This is a genomic window from Streptomyces pimonensis (genome assembly GCF_041380215.1).
GTDB classification, from domain to species: Bacteria; Actinomycetota; Actinomycetes; order Streptomycetales; family Streptomycetaceae; genus Streptomyces; species Streptomyces pimonensis.
In genome coordinates, this window is record NZ_JAHWZY010000008.1 from 41,368 (window position 1) to 63,461 (window position 22,094).

Genomic DNA, 22,094 nt, shown 5'->3' on the forward strand with positions numbered 1-22,094 from the left:
AGGACGCCGGCACGGCCGCCGACGAGAATCTGCGGGAGGGCGAAGGCCTGCGCGGCCACGGCCCGCGCACGGAACGCGGCCGCGAGGGCGAACGCCCGGGAAGCGGGGTCCGAACCCGCACGCCGGGCCGTGTCGGAGGGCGAGGTGGCGGGCGGCCGGGGGCGGCGCGGGGTACGGCGGTGTCGTCGACGCCGCAGGGTGCGGCGAGGGGGCTCGCGTGCCCGGACACCGTGGCGGGCCTCATCGGGTCACCTCCTTGAGCAGCCGTTCCCAGTCGTCCAGGAAGCGGGACAGCCCGTAGCGGGCGAGCGCCGCCGCGCGGGCGCGCTCACCGGTGCGCCGGGCGAGCGCCGGGTCGGCGACGAAGTCCCGTACGGCGTCGGTCAGTACGTCGACGCGGTTGGACACCGCACCGGCGCCGGGCGGTACCGCCTCGGTGACCTCGGTGGTGGCGAGGGCGACGACGGGCATGCCGAGGTGCATCGCCTCCAGCAGGGACAGGCCGAGGGAGGTCCAGCGCACGGGGTGGACGTAGACGCGGCGGCGGGCCAGCGCTTCGTGCAGTTCCGCCTGCGTCAGTTCGTACGAGCGGCAGCGGTCGGGGGGCAGGCCGAGGTGGTCGGCGAGGCCTTCGGTCCGCATGCCGAAGACGTCGAGGGGCGCGGCGTCGGCGAAGGCCGGCAGCAGGTCGGTGCCGGTGGTACGGCCACGCCGCACCGGCTCGTTGACCACGACGGCGGCGTGCGGTAGTTCACCGGTCCACAAGGGCCCGGGGTCGACGATGCCGTGCTCGACGACGACGGTCTCGGTGCTCCCGGCGTCCCACATCAGGCGGTTGAAGTGGGTGACGTGGACGAGGGGGGCGCCGGGGATGTCCGCGGCGGGGTGCCGGGTGTCGGGCACCCCCGGAGGACCGCCGTGCGGGGCGTTGTGCTCCAGGTAGACCAGGGGCGGGCGGCGTCCCAACCACCGGTCGACCAGGGCGAGTTCGTGTGGGCGTTGCAGGACGACGACGTCGACGTCCTGGTCTCGGAGGCGCTCCGGGGGCACCTCGATCACGGAGTCGGGCCAGTCGAAGGTGCGGGCGCGGCCGAGTCCGTCGGGTCCGCGGTCCGGGGTGACGGGGACGATGTAGGTGTGCGGGCCCCGCACGAAGGCCGTGGTCCACGACCCGTGCACGTGCCACAGCAGAATCCTCATGTCGCCTCCACGAGCTTGTCGACCGCCGCGACGACGTCGAGCGCGGTCACGGTGTCCAGGCACGGGTGCCCGGGTACGGGGCAGCTCCGGGCACGTGTCCCGGCGCAGGGTGCGCCCTGGTCGCCGAGCAGCATGTGCGGCACCCCGTACGGCCGCCAGCGCTCGGCGGGGACGACCGGCGCAAACAGGGACACCACCGGGGTGTCGACGGCGGCGGCGAGGTGGGCGGGACCGGTGTTGCCGGTGACCACGCAGGCGGCCCCGGCGAGCACGCCGGCGAGTTCGGCGGCCCCGGTGCGGCCACCGAGGTCGACGGCGCGGTCTCCGGCGACGTACGCGGTCAGGTCCCGCTCCCCCGCACCGCCGGTGACGGCCACCCGGCGTCCGGCGGCGGTGAGTTCGCGCACCGCCTGCGCGCACCGGTCGGGGCTCCAGGCGCGGGCGGGCACGCTGGCGCCCGGGTGGACGACGACGTACTCCCCTTCCCCGAAGCCGGTGAGCGCTCCGGTCGCGGGCGGCGGGAGCACCCTCAGCCGTCCGTCGTCGACCCGGGGGAAGCCGGCGGCCTCGGCGAGGTCGAGCGCGGCCTCCGCCTCGTGGGCGTGGGGGGCTCGGTGGTGGCGCACGTCGAGGAGGGAGCCGGGGTGGTCCTCGCTGTCGGCGGCGATGAAGCGGACCCCGGCCAGGCGCAGGAGGAGGGCGGTGGGCAGCGGGGACTGGTGGAAGGAGGTGAGGATCAGCGCGGTGTCGGCGTCGACGGCGTCGACGAGTGCGTCGACCTCCTCCCGGCTGGCCTGGGGCGGCTGGAACCCGGTCCACGGCGAGTCCCAGACGAGCACCTCGTCCACCCCGGGCAGCAGCCTCGCGGCGGGCGCCCCGTGCGGCCCGCACAGCAGGGTCACGGTGCCGGCCCGGGCGGCGACGGCCCGCACGGCGGGCCCGGCGAGCAGCACGTCGCCGAAGCTGTCGAGCCGGGTGACGAGGGCTTTCACACGGGCCTCCCCCATGGCGGGCGCTCCGCGCCGGGGACGGGGCCGGTCGGGCGGCCTTCCGCGTCCGCCCCGGCGGCGGCCGTGGCGCCGGTCCGCGGTGACCGGCGCCGGACGCGCCCCGCTTCGTCCGGCGGGGCGTCCGGCCCCGGGCCGTGGCCGGGGCGCCGCACACCGTGCGGGCAGGCGCCCGGCGTGCCGTCGCGTGGCGGTGCGTCCGCGGGGACGGGCGCGGCCGGACCCGCGCTCCCCGGCGGCGCTTCCTCCCCCGGGCCGGTGGGCGGCCGGGGGGCCGCGGGCCCGTCCCACGGCGGGGTGCCCAGGATCAGGCGCACCGCGGCCGGGAGGTCCGGGGCCACGTGGGGCGCGGCGGAGGTCTCCTCGGGGCGGGTCTCCGGCGTGGGGACGAGGACGGCGCGGGCGCCGGCGCGTCGCGCGGCCTCCACGTCGGTGCCGATGTCGCCGACGACGACGCAGTCGGCCGGGTCCACCCGGATGCGGCCGGCTGCCCGGAGGATCATGCCCGGCCGGGGTTTGCGGCAGGGACAGCCGTCGTCGGGGCCGTGCGGGCAGACGGCCCAGACGTCGAAGGGGCCGAGGAGTTCGTCGACGCGCCGGTTGACCCGGCGGGCATCGGCCTCGGTGAGCAGTCCGCGTGCGATGCCGGACTGGTTGGTGACGACGCCGGTGCGGATGCCGCGGGCCCGGAGCGCGTCGAGCGCCTCACGGGCGCCGTCGACGGGCCGTACCAGGTCGGGGTCGGCGTTGTAGGGGACGTCGTGGACCAGTGTGCCGTCGCGGTCGAACAGCACCGCCCGCACCGGGCTCACCGGACCGCCTCCCGCCGGGCGGGGGCGTCGCGGTGGCGCCAGGCCCCGGCCGGCCGGTGCCAGGTCGCGGCGGGCGGGATGACGACGCCGGCGGCCGGCACGGTGGTCACCTCGCGGCGGGTGCGCGGTCCGTGCCCGGCGGCCGGCGCGGCGAGGCGGTCGGCGAGGTTCTCCCGCAGCGGGGTGGGGATCACGACGGCGTACGACGTCATCCGAACGCTCTCCCCCGGGAGGGGGCTCTGGTACGAAGGATGCACATCGGGGCTGTGCTCCGTCCCTGGGGGTGGGTTTCCACCGGCACGCGGGTGCCGCGTTCGCGGCCGTCTCAAACACTTGATGACAGCTTGTGCGCATCAAGGCGGTTCCGGTGCCTTTTGGGCGTCCCTTCAGGTCACGGCCGCCCGGCCGGGTGACGCTCTTCGCACGCCTCGGCCCGTCGGTACGGGAGCACGCGAAGAGGCTCTCCACACTACGGATGGACGCCCTGCACGGTCCGGTCGCACCTTCTGCGACCAAGAAGACGAAAAGACCGGGGACCGCGTTCCGGGCGGCGGCGACCACGGCCGCGGCGCCGGCCCCGGCCCTGAGCGGCTGCACCCGGCATCCTGCTCCACGACTTCTGCGACGGCACGGTGCCGGCCGTCCCCGGCACCATCGCCGGGCTGAGGAAGGGGGGCCACGGGTTCGTGACGGTTCCCCGACTGCTCGTCCCGGGGAAGGCGGAGCCCGCAGAGGCGTACCGGTGGTGCCGGTACCGGCCGGGGCCGGGCCGGTCGGGTGAGCGGTACCCGGGCGTGCCGACGGGCCGGGCGGATTTCCTAGGATTCCCCCGTGGCCACCTTCCAGCTCCAGCGCACGGCGCCCCTCTCCCCCGACGAGGCCTGGCGCCGGATCACGGCGTGGCCCCGCCACGGGGAGGCGGTCCCGCTGACCCGGATGACGGTGCGCACTCCCCCGCCCACCGGCGCGGGCACGAGGATCGTCGCCCGCACGGGCCTGGGCCCGCTCTCCTTCGACGACCCGATGGACGTGACGGTGTGGCAGCCCCCGCAGGACGGCTCCCCGGGGTACTGCCGACTGGAGAAGCGCGGCCGGACCGTCACCGGCTGGGCGGAGATCGAGGTACGGCCGGGGCCGGGCGGCCGGGCGCGGGTGGTGTGGCGGGAGGACATCGGCGTCCGCTTCCTGCCCTCCTTCTGCGACGCGGTCCTGGCGCGGGCGGGCCGGCTGGTGTTCGGACGGGCGGTGAACCGCCTGCTGCGGCAGGCGTGACGGCTCCGGGGCGTTCAGACCACCGGACCGGCGGGCCGGCCCGCCGGTCCGTCCCCGTCGTCGTGGTGGATCGGGGTGTGGGCCCCGGTGAGGGGCGCGCCGCTGCCGCCGCGCCGGTTCGCGACGATCTCGGCCGCGATGGACAGAGCGGTCTCCTGCGGTGTGCGGGCGCCCAGGTCGAGGCCGATCGGCGATCTGAGGCGGGCCAGCTCCAGGTCGGTCACGCCGGCCTCGCGCAGTCGGGCGTCGCGGTCCAGGCGGGTGCGGCGGGAGCCCATCGCGCCGACGTACGCCACCGGCAGGCGCAGGGCCAGTTCCAGCAGGGGCACGTCGAACCTGGTGTCGTGGGTGAGGACGCACAGGACCGTGCGCGCGTCGACGGGTGTGCGTTCCAGGTAGGTGTGCGGCCACTCGACGACGATCTCGTCGGCCTCCGGGAAGCGGGCGCGCGTGGCGAACACGGGGCGGGCGTCGCACACCGTGACGTGGTGGCCGAGGAACTTGCCGATCCGGACCAGTGCCGCCGCGAAGTCGACCGCCCCGAAGACGATCATCCGGGGCGGGGGGACGAAGGACTCGACCAGGAGCGTGAGCGGTGCTCCGCAACGCGAGCCCTGTTCGCCGATCTCCAGGGTCCCGGTGCGGCCGGCGTCCAGGAAGGCACCCGCCTCGACGGCGACCGTGCGGTCCAGCTCCGGACGGTCGCCGAAGCCGCCGCGGTACGAACCGTCCGGGCGGACCGTCAGCGCGCGGCCCCTCAGCTCCGCCGGACCGCTCACGATCCGCGCCAGCGCGGCCGCCTCGCCGCGTGCGGCGGCGGCGAGCGCGGCGGCGAGCACCGGGCGGGCGGGGTCCGCCGTCCGTACCGGTGTGACCAGGACGTCGATGACCCCGCCGCAGGTCAGCCCGGCGGCGAAGGCGTCCTCGTCGCTGTGGCCGAGGCGTTCCAGGACGGTGTCGCCGTCCCTCAGCGCCTGCTCGCACAGCTCGTACACCGCGCCCTCCACGCACCCCCGGAGACCGAGCCGACGGCCGTCCCCGCGGTGTCGACCGCGAGCGCGGCGCCGGGCCCGCGGGGCGCGCTGCCGCCGACCGCCACCACGGTGGCGACCGCGAAGTCACGGCCCTGTTCGACCCACCGGTCCAGCTCCTCGGCGATGTCCAGCATGTCCCGCTCCCCTCGGCTGCGGTCGTGCGGGCGGTGGAGACACGACTGCCCGCAGCGGCGGCGGGGTCACACGGTCCCGGTGGTGAGACGTCCCGGGCGGAGGACGGACTCGCCGATGCCGCCCCTGGTCCCCGAGCCCTGCGGCGCGCAGGTGCTCCACGGTCTGCGCGTACGGGACGGAGGCGCCGAGCCGTACGACGTCCTCGCCGGCCTCCCCCTCGTACAGGTCGCCGACGCGGTTCGGGTCCATGAGGTACCCGGGCCGGCGGTGATCGAAGTCGATCTCGACCATCACGTCGGTGCCACCCGCGACCGGCACAGCGGCGGGGTGCCCGGCCTTCGCGGCGAGCGCCTCCTCCCGGCCGGCGGGGCGAAGGAGGTCCACGACCGGCTCTCCTCCTCGTCTCGTGGGCGTACGGATCAAGCCAGTCCGGGTGCGGCGGGCCCGGCTCGTCCTCGTCGGGTTCACTCGGGGTTCGGCCGGTACACCGTCGTGCGCCCCGCGGGGTCGGTCACGGAAGCCATGAAGGAGTTGGCTGGCCAGCGAGGTCATCTTGTAGATTCATATGAACGGAGGTCGTCTGTAGCCTCCCCACCTTCCTCCGGAAACAGGGGACACGGTCCAGGACACGGCCGACACCGTTGACCAGCCACCCGACGGGCCCTCTCCGGGAGATCCCTCCACGGTCCATCGCAGGTATCGAGACAAGAAACGACGGAGACGAGAATGCGGCTGCGCGCTCTGCTGGACACCGACGCGCTGGGCCTGAGGCTGCTCGGCGGCGAGGACGAGCTGGAACGCGGTGTGCGCGGGGTGATGACCACCGACCTGAGGGACCCCAGCCGCTATCTCTCCGGCGGGGAACTGGTGCTCACGGGTCTGGCCTGGCGCCGGGACGCGGCGGACTCCGAGTCGTTCGTGCGGATCCTGGCGCAGGCCGGGGTGGCCGCCGTCGCGGCCGGCACGGCGGAGCTGGGCGACGTGCCGGACGACCTGGTCGTGGCCTGCGCGCGGCACCGGCTGCCGTTGTTCGCGGTGCACGAGTCGGTGGCCTTCGCGACCATCACCGAGCACGTCGTACGGCAGGTGTCGGGCGAGCGCGCCGGTGACCTGGCGGCCGTGGTGGACCGGCACCGGCGGATGATGAGCTCCGGACCGGCGGGCGGCGGCCCGGAGGTCGTGCTCGACCTGCTGGGCTCGGACCTGGACCTACGGGCGTGGGTGCTCTCGCCCACCGGCCGGCTGATCGCCGGGGCGGGGTCGGCGGGCCCGCCGCTGCCCGCCGACGTGTGCGCGGGGCTCGCCGCGGAGCATCTGTCGGCCGCCCGCACCGGCCGGCACGGCCCGCACCGGGTCACGCGGGACCGGACGACGTACAGCCTCTTCCCGGTGCGCGGCAGCGGACGTTCCGCGTCGGCACCGCACGACGTGCGCGAGACGGCGCTGTCGGACTGGGTGCTGGTGGTCGAGGCGGACGCCGGGGAGTGGGCCGAGGAGCGGCTGGACCTGCTGCACGGCGTCACCCAGCTGATCGCCGTCGAGCGGGACCGCAGGGACGCCGCGCGCACGGTGCGGCGCCGGCTCGCGCAGGAGGTGCTGGAGCTGGTGCGGACGGGCGCCGCGCCCGCGGAGATCGCGGCGCGGCTGCGGGTGGCCGCGCCGGTGCTGCTGCCCGGGCTCGGGACCGCGCCGCACTGGCAGGTCGTGGTGGCACGCGTCGACTGGGACGGCGGGGAGCTCGACGGCGGGCCGGTGGCCCGGGCCCTGCTGGAGGAGATCATGGCCGGCCCGGCGTCGGCGGGGCCCGAGCACTCCGACCGCATCGCGGTGGCCCACACCGACGACGAGGCCATCGCCCTCGTACCGCTGCCCTCGGTGACCGGCGAGCACGACGACTCCGGCACCGGTGTCCTCGCCGAGGCGCTCCTCGCATCCGTGCGCGACCCGCTCGCGGCCGGGCTCGACGGCGACGGCCGGCTCACCCTCGGCGTCTCCGCCACCGTGCACTCGGCCGAGGGGCTGCGCGGGGCGCTGGAGGAGGCGCGGCACGCCCGGCGTGTGGCCGCGGCCCGCCAGGGCCGGGTCTGCGCGGCCGGTCACCAGGAGCTCGCCTCGCACGTCCTGCTGCTCCCCTTCGTCCCGGACGACGTGCGGCGCGCCTTCACCGCCCGCCTCCTCGGCCCGCTGCGGGACTACGACCGCCGGCACCGCGCCGAGCTGATCACCACCCTGGAGGCGTTCCTCGACTGCGACGGCTCCTGGACCCGCTGCGCGTCCCGCCTCCACCTGCACGTCAACACGCTGCGCTACCGCGTGGGCCGCATCGAACAGCTGACGGGCCGTGACCTGTCCCGACTGGAGGACAAGCTGGACTTCTTCCTCGCGCTGCGGATGAGCTGAACCCGTCCGGAGGCGGGCGCGCGATCCGGCCCGCGATCCGGGACTTTGTGAAATCCTTCACCCGCCCTCTTGGCCGGGCCCGGTGGTTCGTGCTGAGATGCGGCCACCACTCAACAGCTCGATGGCGTGCTCGGGGAGGGCAACGTGGCGCACACCGCCATGTCCGGTGACGGAACGACCGCCGATGACGATCCCCTCCAGACGGCGGTGTGGCGGCTGCGCTCCCGTGCCTGCTGGGCCGACGCCGCCGCCCTGCTCGAACCGGCCGGCCCCGACGCGGCGCTGCAGCGGGCGTCGCTGCTGGTGGAGCGGTGCCTGTACACCGCGGCGGGGTGGGAGGAGGCCGAGGACGCGCTGCGCACGGCCGAGGCGCTGGCGCACAGCGACGACGAACGGGGGGCCGCCGCCTGTGAACGCGGGTACCTGGCCTACGCCGCCACGCTGTTCCAGGTCCGTGACCGGGCCGACGAGGCGCGGGCCGCGCTCGGCCGGGCGGCGGCGCTGATCGCGCCGGGCGCGGCGGGGCGGGCGCTGCTGGACTTCCGGCGCGGGCTGATCGCCGAGAACCTCACCCGGTCGCCACAGGCGGCGCGGGCCGCGTACCGGCGCGCCCACGCGGGCGCCACCGCGCACTCCGACCCGCTGCTGCTTTCGGCCACCTGGCGCCACCTGGCCGGACTCGCGCTGCGCGAGGGCGAGTTGGCGGAGGCCCGGCACGGTTTCGCCGAATCCCTGCGGATCCGCGAGGAGTTGGGCTACCTCGTCGGCACGGCCCCGGCCCTGGTCTCCCTGGCCGACACGGAGACCGAGCCGGAGGCCTCCCGCCTCCGCGAGGAGGCCCGCCGCCTCTTCCGCCTCCTGGGCGGCGTCCCCACCTGGCTGACCCGACACCTCACCCCACCGACCCAGGACACGGCGCCGGCGTGACCGACCCGGCCCGCACCTCCAGCCCGTCCGGCACTTGAGGAGGGGGCCGTGTCCCCAGCCCGTCCGGCACTTGGGCGGGGCGGCCCGCAGGGCCGAAGGAACCCGGGCACGCAGCCCCCCGGACAGGACGGGAAGGGGTGGCGGGGCGAGGAAACCCGGCAGCGGCCGCACGGGCCGTCCCTTCTCAGACCGCCCCGTCGAAGTGCTCCTCCACCAGCGACCGCACCACGTCCGGATCACCCGCGATCAGCGCGTCCAACAGCGCCGTGTGCTCGTGGGCGTCGGCCACCAGCTCCACCCGCCCGCGCGCCCCCGGACCGGACCCGACCGGGGGCCACTGCGCACGCCGGTGCAGGTCCTCGGCGATCCGGACCAGCTGCTCGTTGCCGGCGAGCTCGAGCACCGCCCGGTGAAAGGCACGATCCGCCTCCGCGTACGTCGCCCGGCACCCGGAGGACGCCGCCCGGACCGTCGCCTCGGCGAGCGGCCGCAGCTCTGCCCAGCGCTCGACGGACACCGTCCGCGCCAGCCGCATCATCACCGGCGCCTCGATCAGCGCCCGGATCTCGGCGAGTTCGGCCAGTTCCCGCGCGCTCCGCTCGACGACCCGGAACCCGCGGTTGGGCACGACCTCCACCGCGCCCTCCAGCGTGAGCTGCTGCATGGCCTCCCGCACCGGCGTGGCGGAGACACCGAACCGCTCCGCCAGCACGGGCGCGGAGTACACCTCGCCGGGCCGCAGGTCGCCCGTCACCAGCGCGGTGCGCAGGGCGCCGAGGACCTGTCCGCGCACGGAGGACCGCTGGACGACGGGCCGGGGCCGGGGAAGGGCGGGTTCGCCGTGTGTGTGCTCGCCGCGCACGGCATCGCCCCCGGCACGCTCCGGCCGGTCGCGCCGGTCGCGCTCCCGGCAGGCGTCCGACCCCGCCGGCTGCGCGGGCACCCGGAACCGGCCCGCCGCGGCCGGGCCGGTCACCGCGTCCCCCGTCGCTGCGGAGCCCTGCGTGCCCTGCTTCACAAGGTCCTCCTGCGGACGTTTCGGTACTTGAGGTCATTACGGCGGGTTGTCGCCTGTCCGTCAAGCACCATAAACGCACCGGGGTACCCGTTCATATCGCCGCGATGTTGGGTAAGGTGAGCCTTACCTTTATTGCCGTGCTTTTCGAGACGTGAAGGGGTGGTCCCATGCCCGCGCCCGGTTCGGCCGTCGCGGACGCGTACGCCCGCCTGGCGGAGGCGTTCCCCGCCCTGGGCATCACCGAGCTCGGCGCCGGCGAGACGGCCCCCACGGGCGGTGGCTGGGTCGCCGCGTCGGGGCTCGCCGAGGGCGGGGCCGAGCTGGAGCGGTTCCTCGCCTGGGACGACACCCAGGTGCTGCGGGACTACGGACAGCAGGGCCGTCCGGACGTGATCGCCAGCTTCGGCCTGCACCGCTACGCCTGGCCCGCCTGCCTGCTGATCACCGTGCCGTGGTTCCTGCACCGCCGCGTGCCGCGCTACCCCGCGACGCACGTCTCGTTCGACCGCACCGCCGCCGGTCTCGCCGTGGGCCGCATGGCGGTGCGGCCCGACGGTTTCGCCTGTCTGCCCGGCGACCCCGCCGCCGCGCTGCCCGGCGCCCGCGTGGTGCCCGACGAGGAGGCGCTGCGGGCGGAGGTGCGCGCGGCGGTCGCCCAGCACCTCGAACCCGTACTGGCCGGTTTCGGCCCCCGGATGCGACGCCGCGGCCGGGCCCTGTGGGGCACGGCGACCGACGAGATCGTCGAAAGCCTGCGGTACGTCTCCCAGTTGCTCGGCGAGGAGGAGCGGGGGCTGCGGGAGCTGGAGCTGCTGCTGCCGGGCGCGACCAAGCCGTACGTCGGCGCGGCGGCCTTCCGCCGGCCGACCGGGCCCGACGGGGAGCCTGCGCCCGCCACCCGGGACCGGGTCAGCTGCTGCATGTTCTACACCCTGCGCCCCGCGGACATCTGCGCCACCTGTCCGCGCGCCTGCGCCACCGGGCGGACGGCCGAGCGGGCCACCGTCATGGTCGCGCAGGCCGGTTGACACCACGTCGGTCGACGCCGCCCCGCCGGGCGCGTAAGATCATCCGCTGAGTACGCCGCAGAGGTCACAGAGGCTCCACGATTCCCTCACCCATCGCGGGAACTTTCCGTGGAACCACCCGTGCGGGTAGTCTTATTCAAACTCAACTCCCGCCCCTCACGCGGCAGTTCGAGCAAAATGCCGCCCTGGGCGCCCCCTCGCACTCCCTTGGCTGCCTCTTGCCCCGAAACCCCCTGAGGGCTGCTGGGATTGGGCCACTATGGCGGGCATTACGCCCTATCCCAATGCAAGGGACCCCTAGATGAGACTGACCGACATATCGCTGAACTGGCTGCTTCCGGGCGCCGTGCTGCTCCTGGGCATGCTGGCGGCGGTGGCGGTGCTGGCGCGCGGGAAGCGCTCCTCGGTCAAGAGCACGAGCGCGGACGACTCGTGGGAGCGCAGCGAGGAGCGCCGCAGGCGCAAGGAGGCCGTCTACGGCACCGTCTCCTACGTCCTGCTGTTCTGCTGTGCGGCGGTGGCCGCCGCACTCTCCTTCCACGGCCTGGTCGGCTTCGGCGAACAGAACCTCGGCCTGTCCGACGGCTGGCAGTACCTCGTCCCCTTCGGCCTGGACGGTGCGGCGATGTTCTGCTCGGTGCTCGCCGTGCGCGAGGCCAGCCACGGCGACGCGGCCCTCGGCTCGCGGATACTCGTGTGGACGTTCGCCTTCGCCGCGGCCTGGTTCAACTGGGTGCACGCGCCCCGGGGCATCGGACACGCGGGCGCCCCTCACTTCTTCGCGGGCATGTCCCTGTCGGCGGCGGTCCTGTTCGACCGCGCGCTGAAGCAGACCCGCCGGGCCGCCCTGCGCGAACAGGGCCTGGTGCCGCGGCCGTTGCCGCAGATCCGTATCGTCCGCTGGCTGCGCGCTCCTCGGGAGACCTACCGCGCCTGGTCGCTGATGCTGCTGGAGGGCGTGCGCAGCCTCGAGGAGGCGGTCGAGGAAGTGCGCGAGGACAAGATCCGCAAGGACGAGGCGAAGCGGCGCAGGCGGGACCAGCAGCGCATGGAGCGGGCCCGGCTGAAGGCGATCAGCCGGGGCCACCGCGGCTTCACGGGCCGGGGCGGTGGGCGCGAGCTGGAGGCGCCCTCGATGGAGCACGACTCCGACGTGGTCTCCGCGGAGCCTGCCATACCGGCGACGGAGGCCCTGCCCGTCCGCGCGCGTCCCTCCCTGCAGCCGGTGCGTACCGGCGCTGACCCGAAGACCGTCGACCTCACCGCCGAGGACGACACCCAGGCCCTGCCGCGCCTGGACTCCCTGGAGCGCAAGCTCAAGGACCTGGAGCAGCAGTTCGGCTGACGCCCCGCCGCGGCCTGAGGGGGTGCGGTCCGCGCCCCTCAGGCCGCGTCCGCGCCGAGTTCGAACCAGACGGACTTGCCCACCCGGTGCTTCCTGACGCCCCATCCGTCGGCGAGGGACTCGACCAGTACCAGGCCCCTGCCGTGCGTGCCGTCGTCGACGCTCGGTGATCGCGGACGGGGCTCCCGGTCCACGAAGTCACGCACCTCGACCCGTAGTCCACGGGGTCCGAGGGTGGCCGTCAGGACCGCCTCGTGGCCGGTGTGGACGAGGGCGTTGGTGACGAGTTCGCTGGTGAGCAGTTCCGCGACCTCGGAGCGCTCCGGCGCCCCCCAGTTCCTGAGCAGTTCCCGCAGCGCCCTGCGGGACTCGGGCACCGCCCGCAGATCCGCCCGCCCCGGCGTGCGCCTCAGCGTGCACCTCAGCCGGCCCGCCGACGCCTGACTCCTCGTGCCCCCCGCCCGCATGCCGATGTCGATCCCCCCTGTACTCGAACACCTTCACGCAGATGCTTGCCCGGTCGCCCACGCGCCAGTCGTGCCGGACGGTCACGAACCGTGGTTGGCCGAAGTGCAACGGCCAACCAACCGCACGGGGCCGGCGTCGGGTGGGTCCGTCACGACCGGGGCACGTCGCACAGGTGGGAGCGGGCCGTCCGGAGCATCCGGACGGCGCCTCCGTCCAGCACGGTCCTGGAGGCGGACAGGGCGAAACCGGTCACCCTCCCTTGCCGATCTTCGGCGGGACGGACAGCGCGCCCGGGTCGGTGACGATGCCGACGAGGGCCGGCCCCCTGTGTCCGAACGCGGACTTCAGCGCCCCTGCGAGCTCCTTCGGCTGCTCCACCCGCGCCCCGTGGGCTCCGCACGCGCGGGTCCGGCCCTCGGCTGTCGAAGGCGCCTGACGGGTTCCGTGAATGCGCACCGGGTGCGCTCACGCCTCCCAGACGGCGACGGCCGTGCGGTCGTCCGCGTATCCCTTGACCCGTACCTGGGTGTCGGCGAGGAACGCGGCGAGGCCGGGCGGTTCGGGGCGGGACCACCGGTCGGCGAGGTGCGCGCGGAGCGCCCGCTCGCCGCGCAGGGGGTCCGCGAGGCCGGTGCCGCACATCAGCAGGGTGTCACCCCGGCGGGCCACGGAGGTGCGGAAGCGGAAGGGCTCGCGGGGTGGTTCGGGGGCGGGCCCGTACGGGCCCGGGGGTGCGGGGACGCCCAGGTCCACGGTGAGGCGGTCGCCCCCGGGCGTCTCGGGGGGCGGCGAGCCGAAACCGACCACGGGTTCGCCTCTGGCCTCGGTGCCCTCGGGTTCGATGTCCTGCCATGCGCCGTCCCGCAGCCGGAACAGTCCGCCGGGGCCGACGCCGAAGAAGACCCGGGTGCGGCACTCGGGGTCGGCGGGCAGCAGGAGGCAGCGCAGGGTGGCCGCGCAGGCGTCGGGTTCGAGGCCCCGGTCGGCCGCGCCGGCGCGGAGTCTGCCGAGGCTGCGGTCGGTGAGGCGGTGCAGGCCGGACTTGAGGTCGCCGCGCCGGGCGGCCCTGATGTCCTGGGCGAGACGGGCGTGGCTGCGGCCCACCGCCGCGCCGATCCACCGGCAGGCCTCGGCGGCGGCCCGGTGCGCCCCGGGCGCGGCCCGGGCGCCGGTCGCCAGCGCCACGAGGACGAGGGCATGCTCCCCCGCCCCGAAACGGGCGGTCAGCAGCGCGTCGCGGCGGGGCTCGCCCCGGTAGCGCGCGGAGTCCCCGCGCACGGAGGCCGCGCGCAGGGTGCAGGCACCGTAGCGGGCCCCGTCCAGCACGGTGTCCGGTACCAGGTCGTCCAGTTCGTCGGGGTCGGCCTGCGGGAGGGCGGTGGGCTCGGCGTCGTAGGTGGGCGGCCGGGGCCCCACGTGGGCGCGGGACGGGAGCGGGCCCGGGGGCGGCTCGAGGCGGGAGGCGCGGGGGGCGGGACCGTCCGCGGGCTCCGGGACCGGTGGGGCCGTGGGGGGCGGCGCGGGCTCGGTGGCGGGGGTCCAGGAGCCGAAAGCCGTGCCGGACGTGGGGTCGAGGGGCGGGGGTGACGGTTGCGGCCGGGGCGGGCGGCCGGTCCTCGGGGGTGGGGCCGCCGGGTCCTCGGCCACGGCGGGCGGGGGTTCCGAGGGAGCGCGGGGCGGTGGTCCGGCGGGCCGTGGCGGAAGGCCCGCCGGTGCGGCGGGACCGGCCTCGCGGGGGCCCGGGACCGTCGGGGCGGGGGGTGAGCCTGCCGGGGCGGCCCCGTCCGCATCCAGCGTGCCGGACGCCGAGGCGAAGCGGTCGTCCAGGGAATCCGGCGCCGGTGCGGGACCCGTGTCGCCGGTGGCGCCGTCGTACAGCCGCCCCCACCAGTCGTCCTCGGGACCGGTGGGCCTTCCCCCCTGCTGACTCATGCCACCGATTGTCCACCGCGCGGGCCGGACGGAAACGGGGCATCGGGAAAATCCCCGCCCCGCGGCGCGCTCCGGACGGCCGGCCGGGTGAACGGCGGGGCGGTTGTGCGAGGCGGGGCCGCCGGGACCGTCCCGCTCTGCGCCGTTCCCCGGCCTCCCGCGCCCTGGACCGATGGGAGCGTGGGACCTCCCGCTCGCCGGACCGGTGCTCCTGCTGGGACTGTGGGGAGTGCCGCCGCCGGGGTGTCCGGGTCGTGGCCGGTGCGGGCCGGGGGCCTGTGGTGGGCGCTGAAGGATCCGCGGCCCGCCGCGTGGTGGGTGTGCGTGGGGGCGATGCCGCTCCTGTCCCGGGCGGCGCGCTGGGCGCTGCCGCCCCGCCGGCTGCGGGCGGACGGCGACGACGCCCGGATGCCGGCGTACGCGGGCGGCGGCTCGTTCCTCGGTTTCGTGCTGCTGCCCGTGGTGGGCGCGGTCCCGGGCTTCCTCGCCGGGATCCACCTCTGCGAGCGGCTCCGGCCGGCCCGCCACCGCGAGGCGACGGCGGCGCTGTGGACGGCGATGCGCGCGGGCGGCCGGAGCGTGCCGACGGAGCTGTTCACCTGCCGGCTGGTCACGGCGGCGTGGCCGGGCGCGGTCCTCCGGGGCTGCCCCCTCGGCTCACGGCCGCAGCACGCCCTCGTGGGTGAGCAGCCGCACCTTCCGCTCCAGTCCGCCCGCGTATCCGGTCAGCGAGCCGTCGGCGCCGATCACCCGGTGGCAGGGGCGGACGATGAGCAGCGGGTTCGCGCCGATCGCGCCGCCGACGGCCCGCACGGCGGCGCGGGGCGCGCCGACCCGGGCCGCGATCTCCCCGTAGGAGACGGTCGCCCCGTAGGGGACGTCGTCGAGCGCGGCCCACACCTTCTGCCGGAACGGGGTGCCGACGGCGCTCACGGCCAGCCGGAACTCCTTGAGGCCGCCGCCGAAGTACGCGGTGAGCTGCCGCTCGGCCTCGCGGAACGGCCCGGGGTCCCGCCGCCAGTCGTCCGCCGGCGTGCGCCCGCCCTTCTGCCCGGGCACGGACAGCGAGGTCAGTTCGCCGGTCGGTGCGGCGGTGAGCAGCAGCGGTCCGACGGGGCTGTCCACACTCGTCCAGTACGTGGTCATCATCACTCCAACTCCCCTGCTGCGCGCAGGTGGTTCAGGGCGTACGAGCGCCAGGGGCGCCAGGTGTCGGGAACGCCGGGTCCGGGCGGGGCCACGTCCGGGTCGCCGAGCGCGCGGGTGCGGATCTCGGCGATCGTACGGGCGTCGAGGCCGGGGACGGCGGCCAGGGCGTCCCCGGCCTCGTCCCGGTCGGCGCCGGGTCCGAGGCGTACGGCGCCGTCGGCGAGGGCGGCGGTGAGCGCGCCCGCCGTGCCGTCGGGCTCGGACCCGGCCAGGACGGCGGCTTCGGGGAACAGGTGGGTGAGGGTGCCGCAGGGGGCGTCGAGCCGCTTGCCGTAGCGCCGGACCAGCTGTGCGGCCTCGTCCCGGCCCACCAGCGCCCGCACCGCCAGTTCGTCCGGGTCGGCGGCGCCCGGTGAGCGCAGTCCGGGCCGGGCGGCGACCAGTGGGGCGAGGCGGGCGTCGGCGCCGAGCCGTTCGTCGACGGCGTACGGGTCGGCGTCCAGGTCGAAAAGCCGCCGCAGGCGTTGGACGGCGGTGGTCAGGTCGCGGAGGTCGGTGAGGTGGACGCGGGCGTCGAGCCAGCCGCCGGGGTGGGCGCCCGGCCCGGTGTGCGGGCGTTCGTCCACGGCGGCGATGCCGCTGCCGTGGGGCAGGCGCAGGGTGCGTCGGTAGGTGCGGGCGCCCGGGGTGCCGCTCACGTCCTCGACTCCGGGGACCGCCTCGCGTTCCAGCAGGTCGAAGACGGGTCCCGCCTGGTAGGGGCCGCGGTGGGCGAGCCGCAGGGGGATTCCGGCGGACGGGGTGGCGGTGCGTGCCGCGGCCCGGTCCCGGCGGGGCGCGGCGGCGCGCAGCCCGCTGGGGGTGGTGGCGTACACGGCCCGCACGGTGTCGTTGAACTGCCGTACGCTGGCGAATCCGGCGGCGAAGGCGATCTCGGTGACCGGCAGCCCGGTGGTCTGCAGGAGCACGCGCGCGGTGTGCGCCCGCTGGGCGCGGGCGAGCGCGACGGGCCCGGCGCCGAGCTCGCCGGTGAGCTGGCGCTGCACCTGGCGGGCGCTGTAGCCGAGCCGTGCGGCGAGTCCGGGGACGCCCTCGCGGTCGACGACGCCGTCGGCGATCAGCCGCATGGCCCGGCCGACGACGTCGGCTCGCACGTTCCACTCCGCGGAGCCGGGCACGGCGTCCGGGCGACAGCGCCGGCAGGCGCGGAAGCCGGAGCCCTGCGCGGCGGCGGCGGTCTCGAAGAACCGCACGTTGTGCCGCTTCGGGGTGACGGCGGGGCAGCTGGGCCGGCAGTAGACGCCGGTCGTCTCCACGGCGAAGAAGAACGCCCCGTCGAACCGGGCGTCCCGGCTGCGCACCGCCTCGTACCTGCTGTCCTCGTCCCTCACACCGTCCAGTCTCCGCCGGCCGGGAAGCCCCGGCTGGCGGAAATCGGACAGGGAGGTGCGTTACCGCAGGCGGCCCCGCTTGGCCTCCATCGCCGCCTTGCCGATGGCGCCCTTGCGCTTCCATTCCTTGCGGATCTCCGCGCGGAGTCTGGCGTCGGTCTTGGCCAGGATGTACTGGTTCTCCCGGAGCAGCTTGCGGTAGCTGTCCAGGCGGCGCTGCGGCAGGGTGCCGGTCCCGATGGCGTCGAGTACCGCGCAGCCCGGCTCGCTCTCGTGGGCGCAGTCGTGGAACCGGCAGTCCCCGGCGAGCTCCTCGATCTCGGCGAACACCTGGCCGACGCCGGTGCCGGCGTCCCACAGGCCGACGCCCCGCAGGCCCGGTGTGTCGATGAGGACTCCCCCGCCGGGCAGCGCCAGCAGGTTGCGGGTGGTCGTGGTGTGACGGCCCTTGCCGTCGGCGTCCCGGACGGCCCGCACGTCCATCACGTCCCCGCCGAGGAGCGCGTTGGCCAGGGTGGACTTGCCCGCGCCGGACTGCCCGAGCAGCACCGACGTACCGCCGGACGTGATCGCGGCGAGGACGTCGAGTCCGTCCCCGTCCCTGGCGCTGACGGTGAGCACCGGCACACCGGGCGCGCCGGCCTCCACGTCCTGGACGAGGTGCGTCCGGGTCACCGCGTCCGGCACCAGGTCGGCCTTGGTGAGGACGACCACCGGCTGCGCCCCGGACTCCTGGGGGTCCGCCGCCTCACGCAGCAGCGCCTCACCCATCGAGCAGGACATGGCCAACGCCAGGAACCGCTCGATCCGCGCGTAGTCGAGCTCGACCGCGAGCGACACACAGATCACGACGTGGTCGATGTTGGTGGCCAGCACCTGGCCCTCGGACCGCTTCGAGGAGGTCGACCGCACGAACGCCGTCCGCCGCGGCAACAACGTCCGCACGTAACGGGGGTCGGAGCCCTCCGGGTCGACCGCGACCCAGTCCCCCGTGCACACGATCTTCATCGGGTCACGAGGAACGACGAACTCGGTGTCCGCACGGACCACACCGTCCGGAGTGGCCACATCGCACAGCCCCCGGTCGACCCGGACCACCCGGCCCGGCACCAGACCCTGCACGGCATACAGGGAGAACTCGGCCTCCCACCCCTCGTCCCAGCCGAAGCGGGCGAGGGAGGACGACGAAGGCGAAGGAGAAGAGGAGAGATTCAAGGGAGACCCTTCGAAGGGCAGCCCCCGGCACCACGCATCGCAGGCGCGGAAGGAGAGAGGTGTCAGCCGGAGGCCACGGAGGTGGACGGAACGAACGACTGGATGCGGGCACGGCCCATCACAGAGACAGCCATCGGTCACACCTCCCGGAAACCTCGACTCGGACGAACAGCACTCACTCACAGAGCGCTTCGCCGACACGGCACAGCCTAGAGCCGCCGACGATCGCGCGCCATCAAATTTTCCGGCCCTCTTCCGCTCGTGGATCGCAGCTCAGCAGAGCGGGCTGTCCCACCGGCACAGGGCCTGCGCCCGACGCGGTCCGCCTGCATCATCGACGTAAAGACGCAGGACCGTCCGCACCACCCACGCGATCGAGAGCATCAACGCACGGATCCGCAGGGCCGTCCGGGCCCCGGCCGCTCCCCCAGCAACCAGGCCGCCCTCACCTGCGTCCACCTGGCCGTCATGTGCCCGGGCCCGGCCGGCACCGGACGCAAACGCCGGACCGTGCGCGGAAAGGCCGCACTCCAGGCCTTCGGCATCACCCTCGACGGCCGGATCACCGCCGGACGCCGCTGAACGGAACCGACCGAGCAACCCGAAACCCTCAGTAGGTACCTGGCTTACGTAGAGATCACCGATGCGCGGGCCTGCGGCCCCGTGGGAACTTCGAGTCGACGGCAGCCAGCGGGCGCCGCGACCGACACGGACACCGGAGTTTCCCATGACGGACCACGGCATCACCTACACCGGCCTCGACGCTCTGCTCACCCCCGAGAACTCGGTCCTGCTGCTGATCGACCACCAGGGCGCCCAGTTCGCGGGAATGGGCAGCACGGACACCAACCTGGTGGTCAACAACGTGACGGCCCTGGCGAAGGGCGCCAGACTGTTCGACGTCCCGACCGTCCTGACCACCGTGGTGGAGGACCGGGGCGGTCGGATCATCCGCCAGCTGCAGGAGGTCTTCCCCGAGCAGACCCCGATCGACCGCACCACGATCAACACCTGGGAGGACCAGCGCGTCGTGGACGCCGTGGCCGCGACCGGGCGCAGGGACCTCGTCATAGCGGGCCTGTGGACGGACATCTGCCTGGCCTGGCCTGCCATTCACGCCCTCGCCGACGGCTACCGGGTCTTCGCGGTGACGGACGCCTCGGGTGCCACCACCACCGAGGCCCACGAGCGCGGCATCCAGCGCATGATCCAGGCCGGTGTCATCCCCACCTGTGCCGGCACCGTCGTTTCGGAGTGGCAGCGGGACTGGGCCCGGGAGGAGACGGTTCCTGGCATCACCGACATCATGCTGCAGCACGGCGGCAGCTTCGGTACGAGCCTCGCCTGGGAACTGCAGCTTCTCGGGCTCGACAAGGGATGACGTCCCTTGTGTCTTCGGTCCCCGGCCGGGCCCCGGCGCTCCTCAGCCCGGCCGGGACCCGGAGGCCCGGGCTCCGGTCCTCGCCCCACCGCTGAGCGGAACGGGCCGGAGGGCAGGACCGTCCGCGTGGGCGGGCGGTCCCGACGGCGATCGGACACTCCGTTCCGCCTGGCGGCCGCCGTTGCCGCAACGCCTTGCGCACCGCACCGGGCGGAACGGCGCGGCCACCGCGGTCCGCACGTCCTTTCCCGCCCCGGTTCGGCCCCGCCGGAAGCCGGGTCCTGTTCCCAGCGCCCACCCCCTGCAACAGGAGTGACCATCACCACCACCGGCCTCATCGGACCACCGCCCCCCTTCGATCCCGAACTGGCCGATGCGCTCGGCCCGTTGTCCGAACTCATACCGACGACCGTCCTGCCCGGCATGATCCCGGGCATACGCCGGACCATGCGCGCCACGCGCCCCTCCGACGAGGAACTGCGCCGGGGCGGGTCCCTCGTGGTCGAGGAGTTCCGGGTACCGGGCCCGGCCGGCGCGCCGGCGGTCCCTCTGCTGGTCTGCCGCCCGGCCGAAGTCCCGGGACCCCTGCCCGCGGTCTATTTCACCCACGGCGGCGGGATGGTCCTCGGAGACAACCGAAGTCTCCTCGCGGAGATGCTGGACTGGGTGCAGGAACTGCACCTCGTACTCGTCTCGGTCGGGTACCGGCTGGCCCCCGAGCATCCGTACCCCGCCGCTCTGGAAGACGTCCACGCGGGCCTGCGGTGGACCGCGGCCCACACCGGCGAACTCGGCATCGACCCCGGCCGCATCGTCGTCGCGGGGGCCAGCGCGGGTGGCGGCCTCACCGCCGCGCTCACGCTGCTCATGCGGGACCGGGGCGAACCGGCACCGGCGGGGCAGATACTCGTCTGCCCCATGCTGGACGACCGCGACACCACGGTCTCCGGCCGTCAGATGGCCGGGCTCGGAGTGTGGGACCGGACGTCGAACAACACCGGTTGGAGCGCGCTGCTGGGAGACCTGCGAGGCGGGCCCGACGTCTCCCCCTACGCCGCACCGGCGCGGGCGGCGGACCTGTCCGGACTGCCTCCGCTCCTCATCGACGTGGGCTCCGCCGAAACGTTCCGGGACGAGGTCGTCACCTATGCGACGCGCGTCTGGCAGGCCGGTGGAGAGGCCGAGATGCACGTCTGGCCCGGTGGTTTCCACGGATTCGACGCCTTCGTGCCCGACGCGGCCCTGTCCAGGGACGCGAGGGCGGCGCGGGTGCGCTGGCTTCGCCGGACTCTGCGCCGGTAACGGCCGGCCGGGCCTCCACGCCTGCTGTCGTCCCACGCCGCCGGCGCCCGCCCCCCGCACGGCCGTCTCATCCGCTGAACCCGTACCAAGAAGGAGACTCATCATGCGAGCCCTTGCCGCCACGGCCTACGGACCGCTGGAGGACCTGGAGTTCATCGACCTGCCCAGACCCGTGCCCGGGCCGGGACACGTGCTCGTCCGGACGGAGGCGGCCGCCCTCAACGCCGTCGACAAGGCCCTGATCACCGGAACGATGCGGCACGTGGTGCCGGTGCGGCACCCGTTCGTGCCCGGTGTCGACGTCAGTGGGGTGATCGAGGCCGTCGGCGCCGACGTCACCCGCTTCGCCGTCGGCGAGGCGATCGTGGCCTGGAACGACGTCCCCTCGGGAGCACTGGCCGAGTACGTACTGGTGAAGGCCACCGCCGCGGCCGCCGTACGGCCCGCCGGACTGACCGCGGCGCAGGGAGCCGCGCTCCCGACCGCTGCACTGACCGCAGCGGCGCTGCTCGACATCTCGGGAACGAGCCCGGGCGACACCGTGCTCGTGGTGGGCGCAGGTGGTGGCGTGGGCTCCTACCTCGTACAGCTCGCCAACCGGGCGGGCCTCGTCGTGCTCGCGACCGGCCGCACCGGCGACCAGGAGTTCCTGGACGGTCTCGGAGCACTGCACACCATCGACTACCAGCACGTGGACATCACCGAGGAGGCTCTCCGGCTCGTACCGGGCGGAGTCGACGTCGTATTCGACCTCGCGAACGCCGGCCCCGCCCTGGCGCTGACCGCCGGCGCGGCCCGCAGCGGCGGCCGCCTCGTCTCGCCCCTGGGCGGACCGAGGTCCTTCGAGCGCGGCGTCACCGCCGTGTACGGAGGAACCACCACCCCGGACGGGCGGCTTGCGGCCCTTGCCGCGCAGGCGGCCACGGGCGAACTGCGCATTGCGATCGGAGCCGAGTACGCGTTCGCCGAAGCGCGGCGCGCACTCGTCGACTTCGCCCACAGGCACATCCGCGGAAAGGTGACCATCACGTTCTGAGCCGTCGCGACGCGAGCAAGCTGTATCCGGCGGCGGCCGGTC

18 protein-coding genes and 5 pseudogenes are annotated in these 22,094 nt (G+C 75.1%); 10 read left to right on the top strand and 13 right to left on the bottom strand.

The genetic code is table 11. The features are described from left to right. Positions 1 to 240 precede the first annotated feature (240 nt). From KYY02_RS10435 to KYY02_RS10450, 4 genes are read right to left on the bottom strand one after another with little or no spacing between them, the layout of a single operon-like run. A complete protein-coding gene (locus KYY02_RS10435) occupies positions 241 to 1,200 on the bottom strand; it encodes a glycosyltransferase (protein ID WP_371237487.1) in 960 nt (319 codons plus the stop codon). Beyond that, entirely contained in the window at positions 1,197 to 2,192 is a 996-nt protein-coding gene (locus KYY02_RS10440) for a glycosyltransferase family 9 protein (RefSeq protein WP_371237488.1), read from the bottom strand. Before KYY02_RS10440 ends, KYY02_RS10435 begins: the two co-directional genes overlap by 4 nt. Beyond that, positions 2,189 to 3,019, bottom strand: a complete 831-nt coding sequence (locus tag KYY02_RS10445; RefSeq protein WP_371237489.1) for a D-glycero-alpha-D-manno-heptose-1,7-bisphosphate 7-phosphatase — start codon at positions 3,017 to 3,019, stop codon at positions 2,189 to 2,191. The genes KYY02_RS10440 and KYY02_RS10445 overlap by 4 nt, the downstream gene beginning before the upstream one ends. Beyond that, a complete protein-coding gene (locus KYY02_RS10450) occupies positions 3,016 to 3,231 on the bottom strand; it encodes a hypothetical protein (RefSeq protein ID WP_371237490.1) in 216 nt (71 codons plus the stop codon). The genes KYY02_RS10445 and KYY02_RS10450 overlap by 4 nt, the downstream gene beginning before the upstream one ends. A 619-nt stretch (positions 3,232 to 3,850) precedes the next feature. Between KYY02_RS10450 and KYY02_RS10455 the strand changes: the two genes are divergently transcribed. Further along, positions 3,851 to 4,291, top strand: coding sequence for an SRPBCC family protein (locus KYY02_RS10455; RefSeq protein WP_371237491.1), 441 nt, complete (start codon positions 3,851 to 3,853; stop codon positions 4,289 to 4,291). Between the two features lie 14 nt (positions 4,292 to 4,305). Here the strand turns inward: KYY02_RS10455 and KYY02_RS10460 are convergent. Beyond that, a pseudogene (locus tag KYY02_RS10460) lies at positions 4,306 to 5,459 on the bottom strand (XdhC family protein). Between the two features lie 142 nt (positions 5,460 to 5,601). Next, a pseudogene (locus KYY02_RS10465) lies at positions 5,602 to 5,844 on the bottom strand (FAD binding domain-containing protein); the annotation flags it as partial. A 342-nt stretch (positions 5,845 to 6,186) separates the two neighbouring features. Between KYY02_RS10465 and KYY02_RS10470 the strand changes: the two are divergent. After that, positions 6,187 to 7,860: a PucR family transcriptional regulator gene (locus tag KYY02_RS10470; protein ID WP_371237492.1), complete on the top strand. Its 1,674-nt coding sequence runs from the start codon at positions 6,187 to 6,189 to the stop codon at positions 7,858 to 7,860. A gap of 159 nt (positions 7,861 to 8,019) precedes the next feature. Next, the gene (locus tag KYY02_RS10475; protein ID WP_371237717.1) at positions 8,020 to 8,787 is read left to right on the top strand and encodes a hypothetical protein; all 768 of its coding nucleotides are present in this window, start codon (positions 8,020 to 8,022) and stop codon (positions 8,785 to 8,787) included. A gap of 184 nt (positions 8,788 to 8,971) precedes the next feature. On the opposite strand, the gene KYY02_RS10480 is transcribed toward KYY02_RS10475, so the two are convergent. Next, positions 8,972 to 9,805 (bottom strand): GntR family transcriptional regulator, encoded by an 834-nt coding sequence (locus tag KYY02_RS10480; protein WP_371237493.1) that lies wholly within the window; start codon positions 9,803 to 9,805, stop codon positions 8,972 to 8,974. A gap of 167 nt (positions 9,806 to 9,972) precedes the next feature. On the opposite strand from KYY02_RS10480, the gene KYY02_RS10485 reads away from it, so the two are divergent. Further along, positions 9,973 to 10,833 (top strand): (2Fe-2S)-binding protein, encoded by an 861-nt coding sequence (locus KYY02_RS10485; RefSeq protein WP_371237494.1) that lies wholly within the window; start codon positions 9,973 to 9,975, stop codon positions 10,831 to 10,833. Positions 10,834 to 11,134: 301 nt separating this feature from the next. Then, positions 11,135 to 12,178: a DUF2637 domain-containing protein gene (locus KYY02_RS10490; RefSeq protein WP_371237495.1), complete on the top strand. Its 1,044-nt coding sequence runs from the start codon at positions 11,135 to 11,137 to the stop codon at positions 12,176 to 12,178. A 38-nt stretch (positions 12,179 to 12,216) separates the two neighbouring features. Here KYY02_RS10490 and KYY02_RS10495 read toward each other — a convergent pair whose 3' ends face one another. The 3 genes and pseudogenes from KYY02_RS10495 to KYY02_RS10505 form a co-directional block, all read right to left on the bottom strand. Beyond that, a complete protein-coding gene (locus KYY02_RS10495; protein WP_371237497.1) occupies positions 12,217 to 12,645 on the bottom strand; it encodes an ATP-binding protein in 429 nt (142 codons plus the stop codon). Between the two features lie 149 nt (positions 12,646 to 12,794). Beyond that, positions 12,795 to 13,051: pseudogene (locus KYY02_RS10500) on the bottom strand (thiamine pyrophosphate-dependent enzyme); the annotation flags it as partial. 60 nt (positions 13,052 to 13,111) lie between these two features. After that, positions 13,112 to 14,578 carry a protein phosphatase 2C domain-containing protein gene (locus KYY02_RS10505; protein ID WP_371237499.1) on the bottom strand — a complete coding sequence of 489 codons (1,467 nt, stop codon included), beginning with the start codon at positions 14,576 to 14,578 and terminating at the stop codon, positions 13,112 to 13,114. Between the two features lie 172 nt (positions 14,579 to 14,750). On the opposite strand from KYY02_RS10505, the pseudogene KYY02_RS10510 reads away from it, so the two are divergent. Continuing rightward, a pseudogene (locus tag KYY02_RS10510) lies at positions 14,751 to 15,223 on the top strand (DUF456 domain-containing protein); the annotation flags it as partial. A 12-nt stretch (positions 15,224 to 15,235) separates the two neighbouring features. Here KYY02_RS10510 and KYY02_RS10515 read toward each other — a convergent pair. Genes KYY02_RS10515 through rsgA form a run of 3 tightly spaced genes read right to left on the bottom strand, consistent with a single transcriptional unit; the run spans position 15,236 to position 18,333 of the window. Next, positions 15,236 to 15,727, bottom strand: a complete 492-nt coding sequence (locus KYY02_RS10515; RefSeq protein ID WP_371237500.1) for a methylated-DNA--[protein]-cysteine S-methyltransferase — start codon at positions 15,725 to 15,727, stop codon at positions 15,236 to 15,238. After that, entirely contained in the window at positions 15,727 to 17,118 is a 1,392-nt protein-coding gene (locus KYY02_RS10520; RefSeq protein ID WP_371237504.1) for a bifunctional transcriptional activator/DNA repair enzyme AdaA, read from the bottom strand. Before KYY02_RS10520 ends, KYY02_RS10515 begins: the two co-directional genes overlap by 1 nt. Positions 17,119 to 17,178: 60 nt before the next feature. Further along, the gene (rsgA, locus tag KYY02_RS10525) at positions 17,179 to 18,333 is read right to left on the bottom strand and encodes a ribosome small subunit-dependent GTPase A (RefSeq protein ID WP_371237505.1); all 1,155 of its coding nucleotides are present in this window, start codon (positions 18,331 to 18,333) and stop codon (positions 17,179 to 17,181) included. A 346-nt stretch (positions 18,334 to 18,679) separates the two neighbouring features. Between rsgA and KYY02_RS33910 the strand changes: the two are divergent. From KYY02_RS33910 to KYY02_RS10540, 4 genes and pseudogenes are all read left to right on the top strand, one after another. Continuing rightward, a pseudogene (locus tag KYY02_RS33910) lies at positions 18,680 to 18,915 on the top strand (transposase); the annotation flags it as partial. A 145-nt stretch (positions 18,916 to 19,060) separates the two neighbouring features. Next, complete coding sequence (locus KYY02_RS10530) at positions 19,061 to 19,714, top strand: hydrolase (RefSeq protein ID WP_371237506.1); 654 nt, start codon at positions 19,061 to 19,063, stop codon at positions 19,712 to 19,714. A 312-nt stretch (positions 19,715 to 20,026) separates the two neighbouring features. Further along, positions 20,027 to 21,016, top strand: coding sequence for an alpha/beta hydrolase (locus KYY02_RS10535; RefSeq protein WP_371237507.1), 990 nt, complete (start codon positions 20,027 to 20,029; stop codon positions 21,014 to 21,016). Positions 21,017 to 21,119: 103 nt separating this feature from the next. Then, positions 21,120 to 22,052, top strand: coding sequence for a zinc-binding dehydrogenase (locus KYY02_RS10540; protein ID WP_371237509.1), 933 nt, complete (start codon positions 21,120 to 21,122; stop codon positions 22,050 to 22,052). Positions 22,053 to 22,094: the final 42 nt, after the last annotated feature.

Bases quoted from the DNA above. Each gene is read 5' to 3' on its own strand.
- KYY02_RS10475 (WP_371237717.1), top strand. From the start codon at position 8,020: ATGTCCGGTGACGGAACGACCGCCGATGACGATCCCCTCCAGACGGCG.
- KYY02_RS10485 (WP_371237494.1), top strand. From the start codon at position 9,973: ATGCCCGCGCCCGGTTCGGCCGTCGCGGACGCGTACGCCCGCCTGGCG.
- KYY02_RS10435 (WP_371237487.1), bottom strand. From the start codon at position 1,200: ATGAGGATTCTGCTGTGGCACGTGCACGGGTCGTGGACCACGGCCTTC.
- KYY02_RS10495 (WP_371237497.1), bottom strand. From the start codon at position 12,645: ATGCGGGCGGGGGGCACGAGGAGTCAGGCGTCGGCGGGCCGGCTGAGG.
- KYY02_RS10530 (WP_371237506.1), top strand. From the start codon at position 19,061: ATGACGGACCACGGCATCACCTACACCGGCCTCGACGCTCTGCTCACC.
- KYY02_RS10505 (WP_371237499.1), bottom strand. From the start codon at position 14,578: ATGAGTCAGCAGGGGGGAAGGCCCACCGGTCCCGAGGACGACTGGTGG.
- KYY02_RS10540 (WP_371237509.1), top strand. From the start codon at position 21,120: ATGCGAGCCCTTGCCGCCACGGCCTACGGACCGCTGGAGGACCTGGAG.
- KYY02_RS10515 (WP_371237500.1), bottom strand. From the start codon at position 15,727: ATGATGACCACGTACTGGACGAGTGTGGACAGCCCCGTCGGACCGCTG.
- KYY02_RS10450 (WP_371237490.1), bottom strand. From the start codon at position 3,231: ATGACGTCGTACGCCGTCGTGATCCCCACCCCGCTGCGGGAGAACCTC.
- KYY02_RS10470 (WP_371237492.1), top strand. From the start codon at position 6,187: ATGCGGCTGCGCGCTCTGCTGGACACCGACGCGCTGGGCCTGAGGCTG.
- KYY02_RS10490 (WP_371237495.1), top strand. From the start codon at position 11,135: ATGAGACTGACCGACATATCGCTGAACTGGCTGCTTCCGGGCGCCGTG.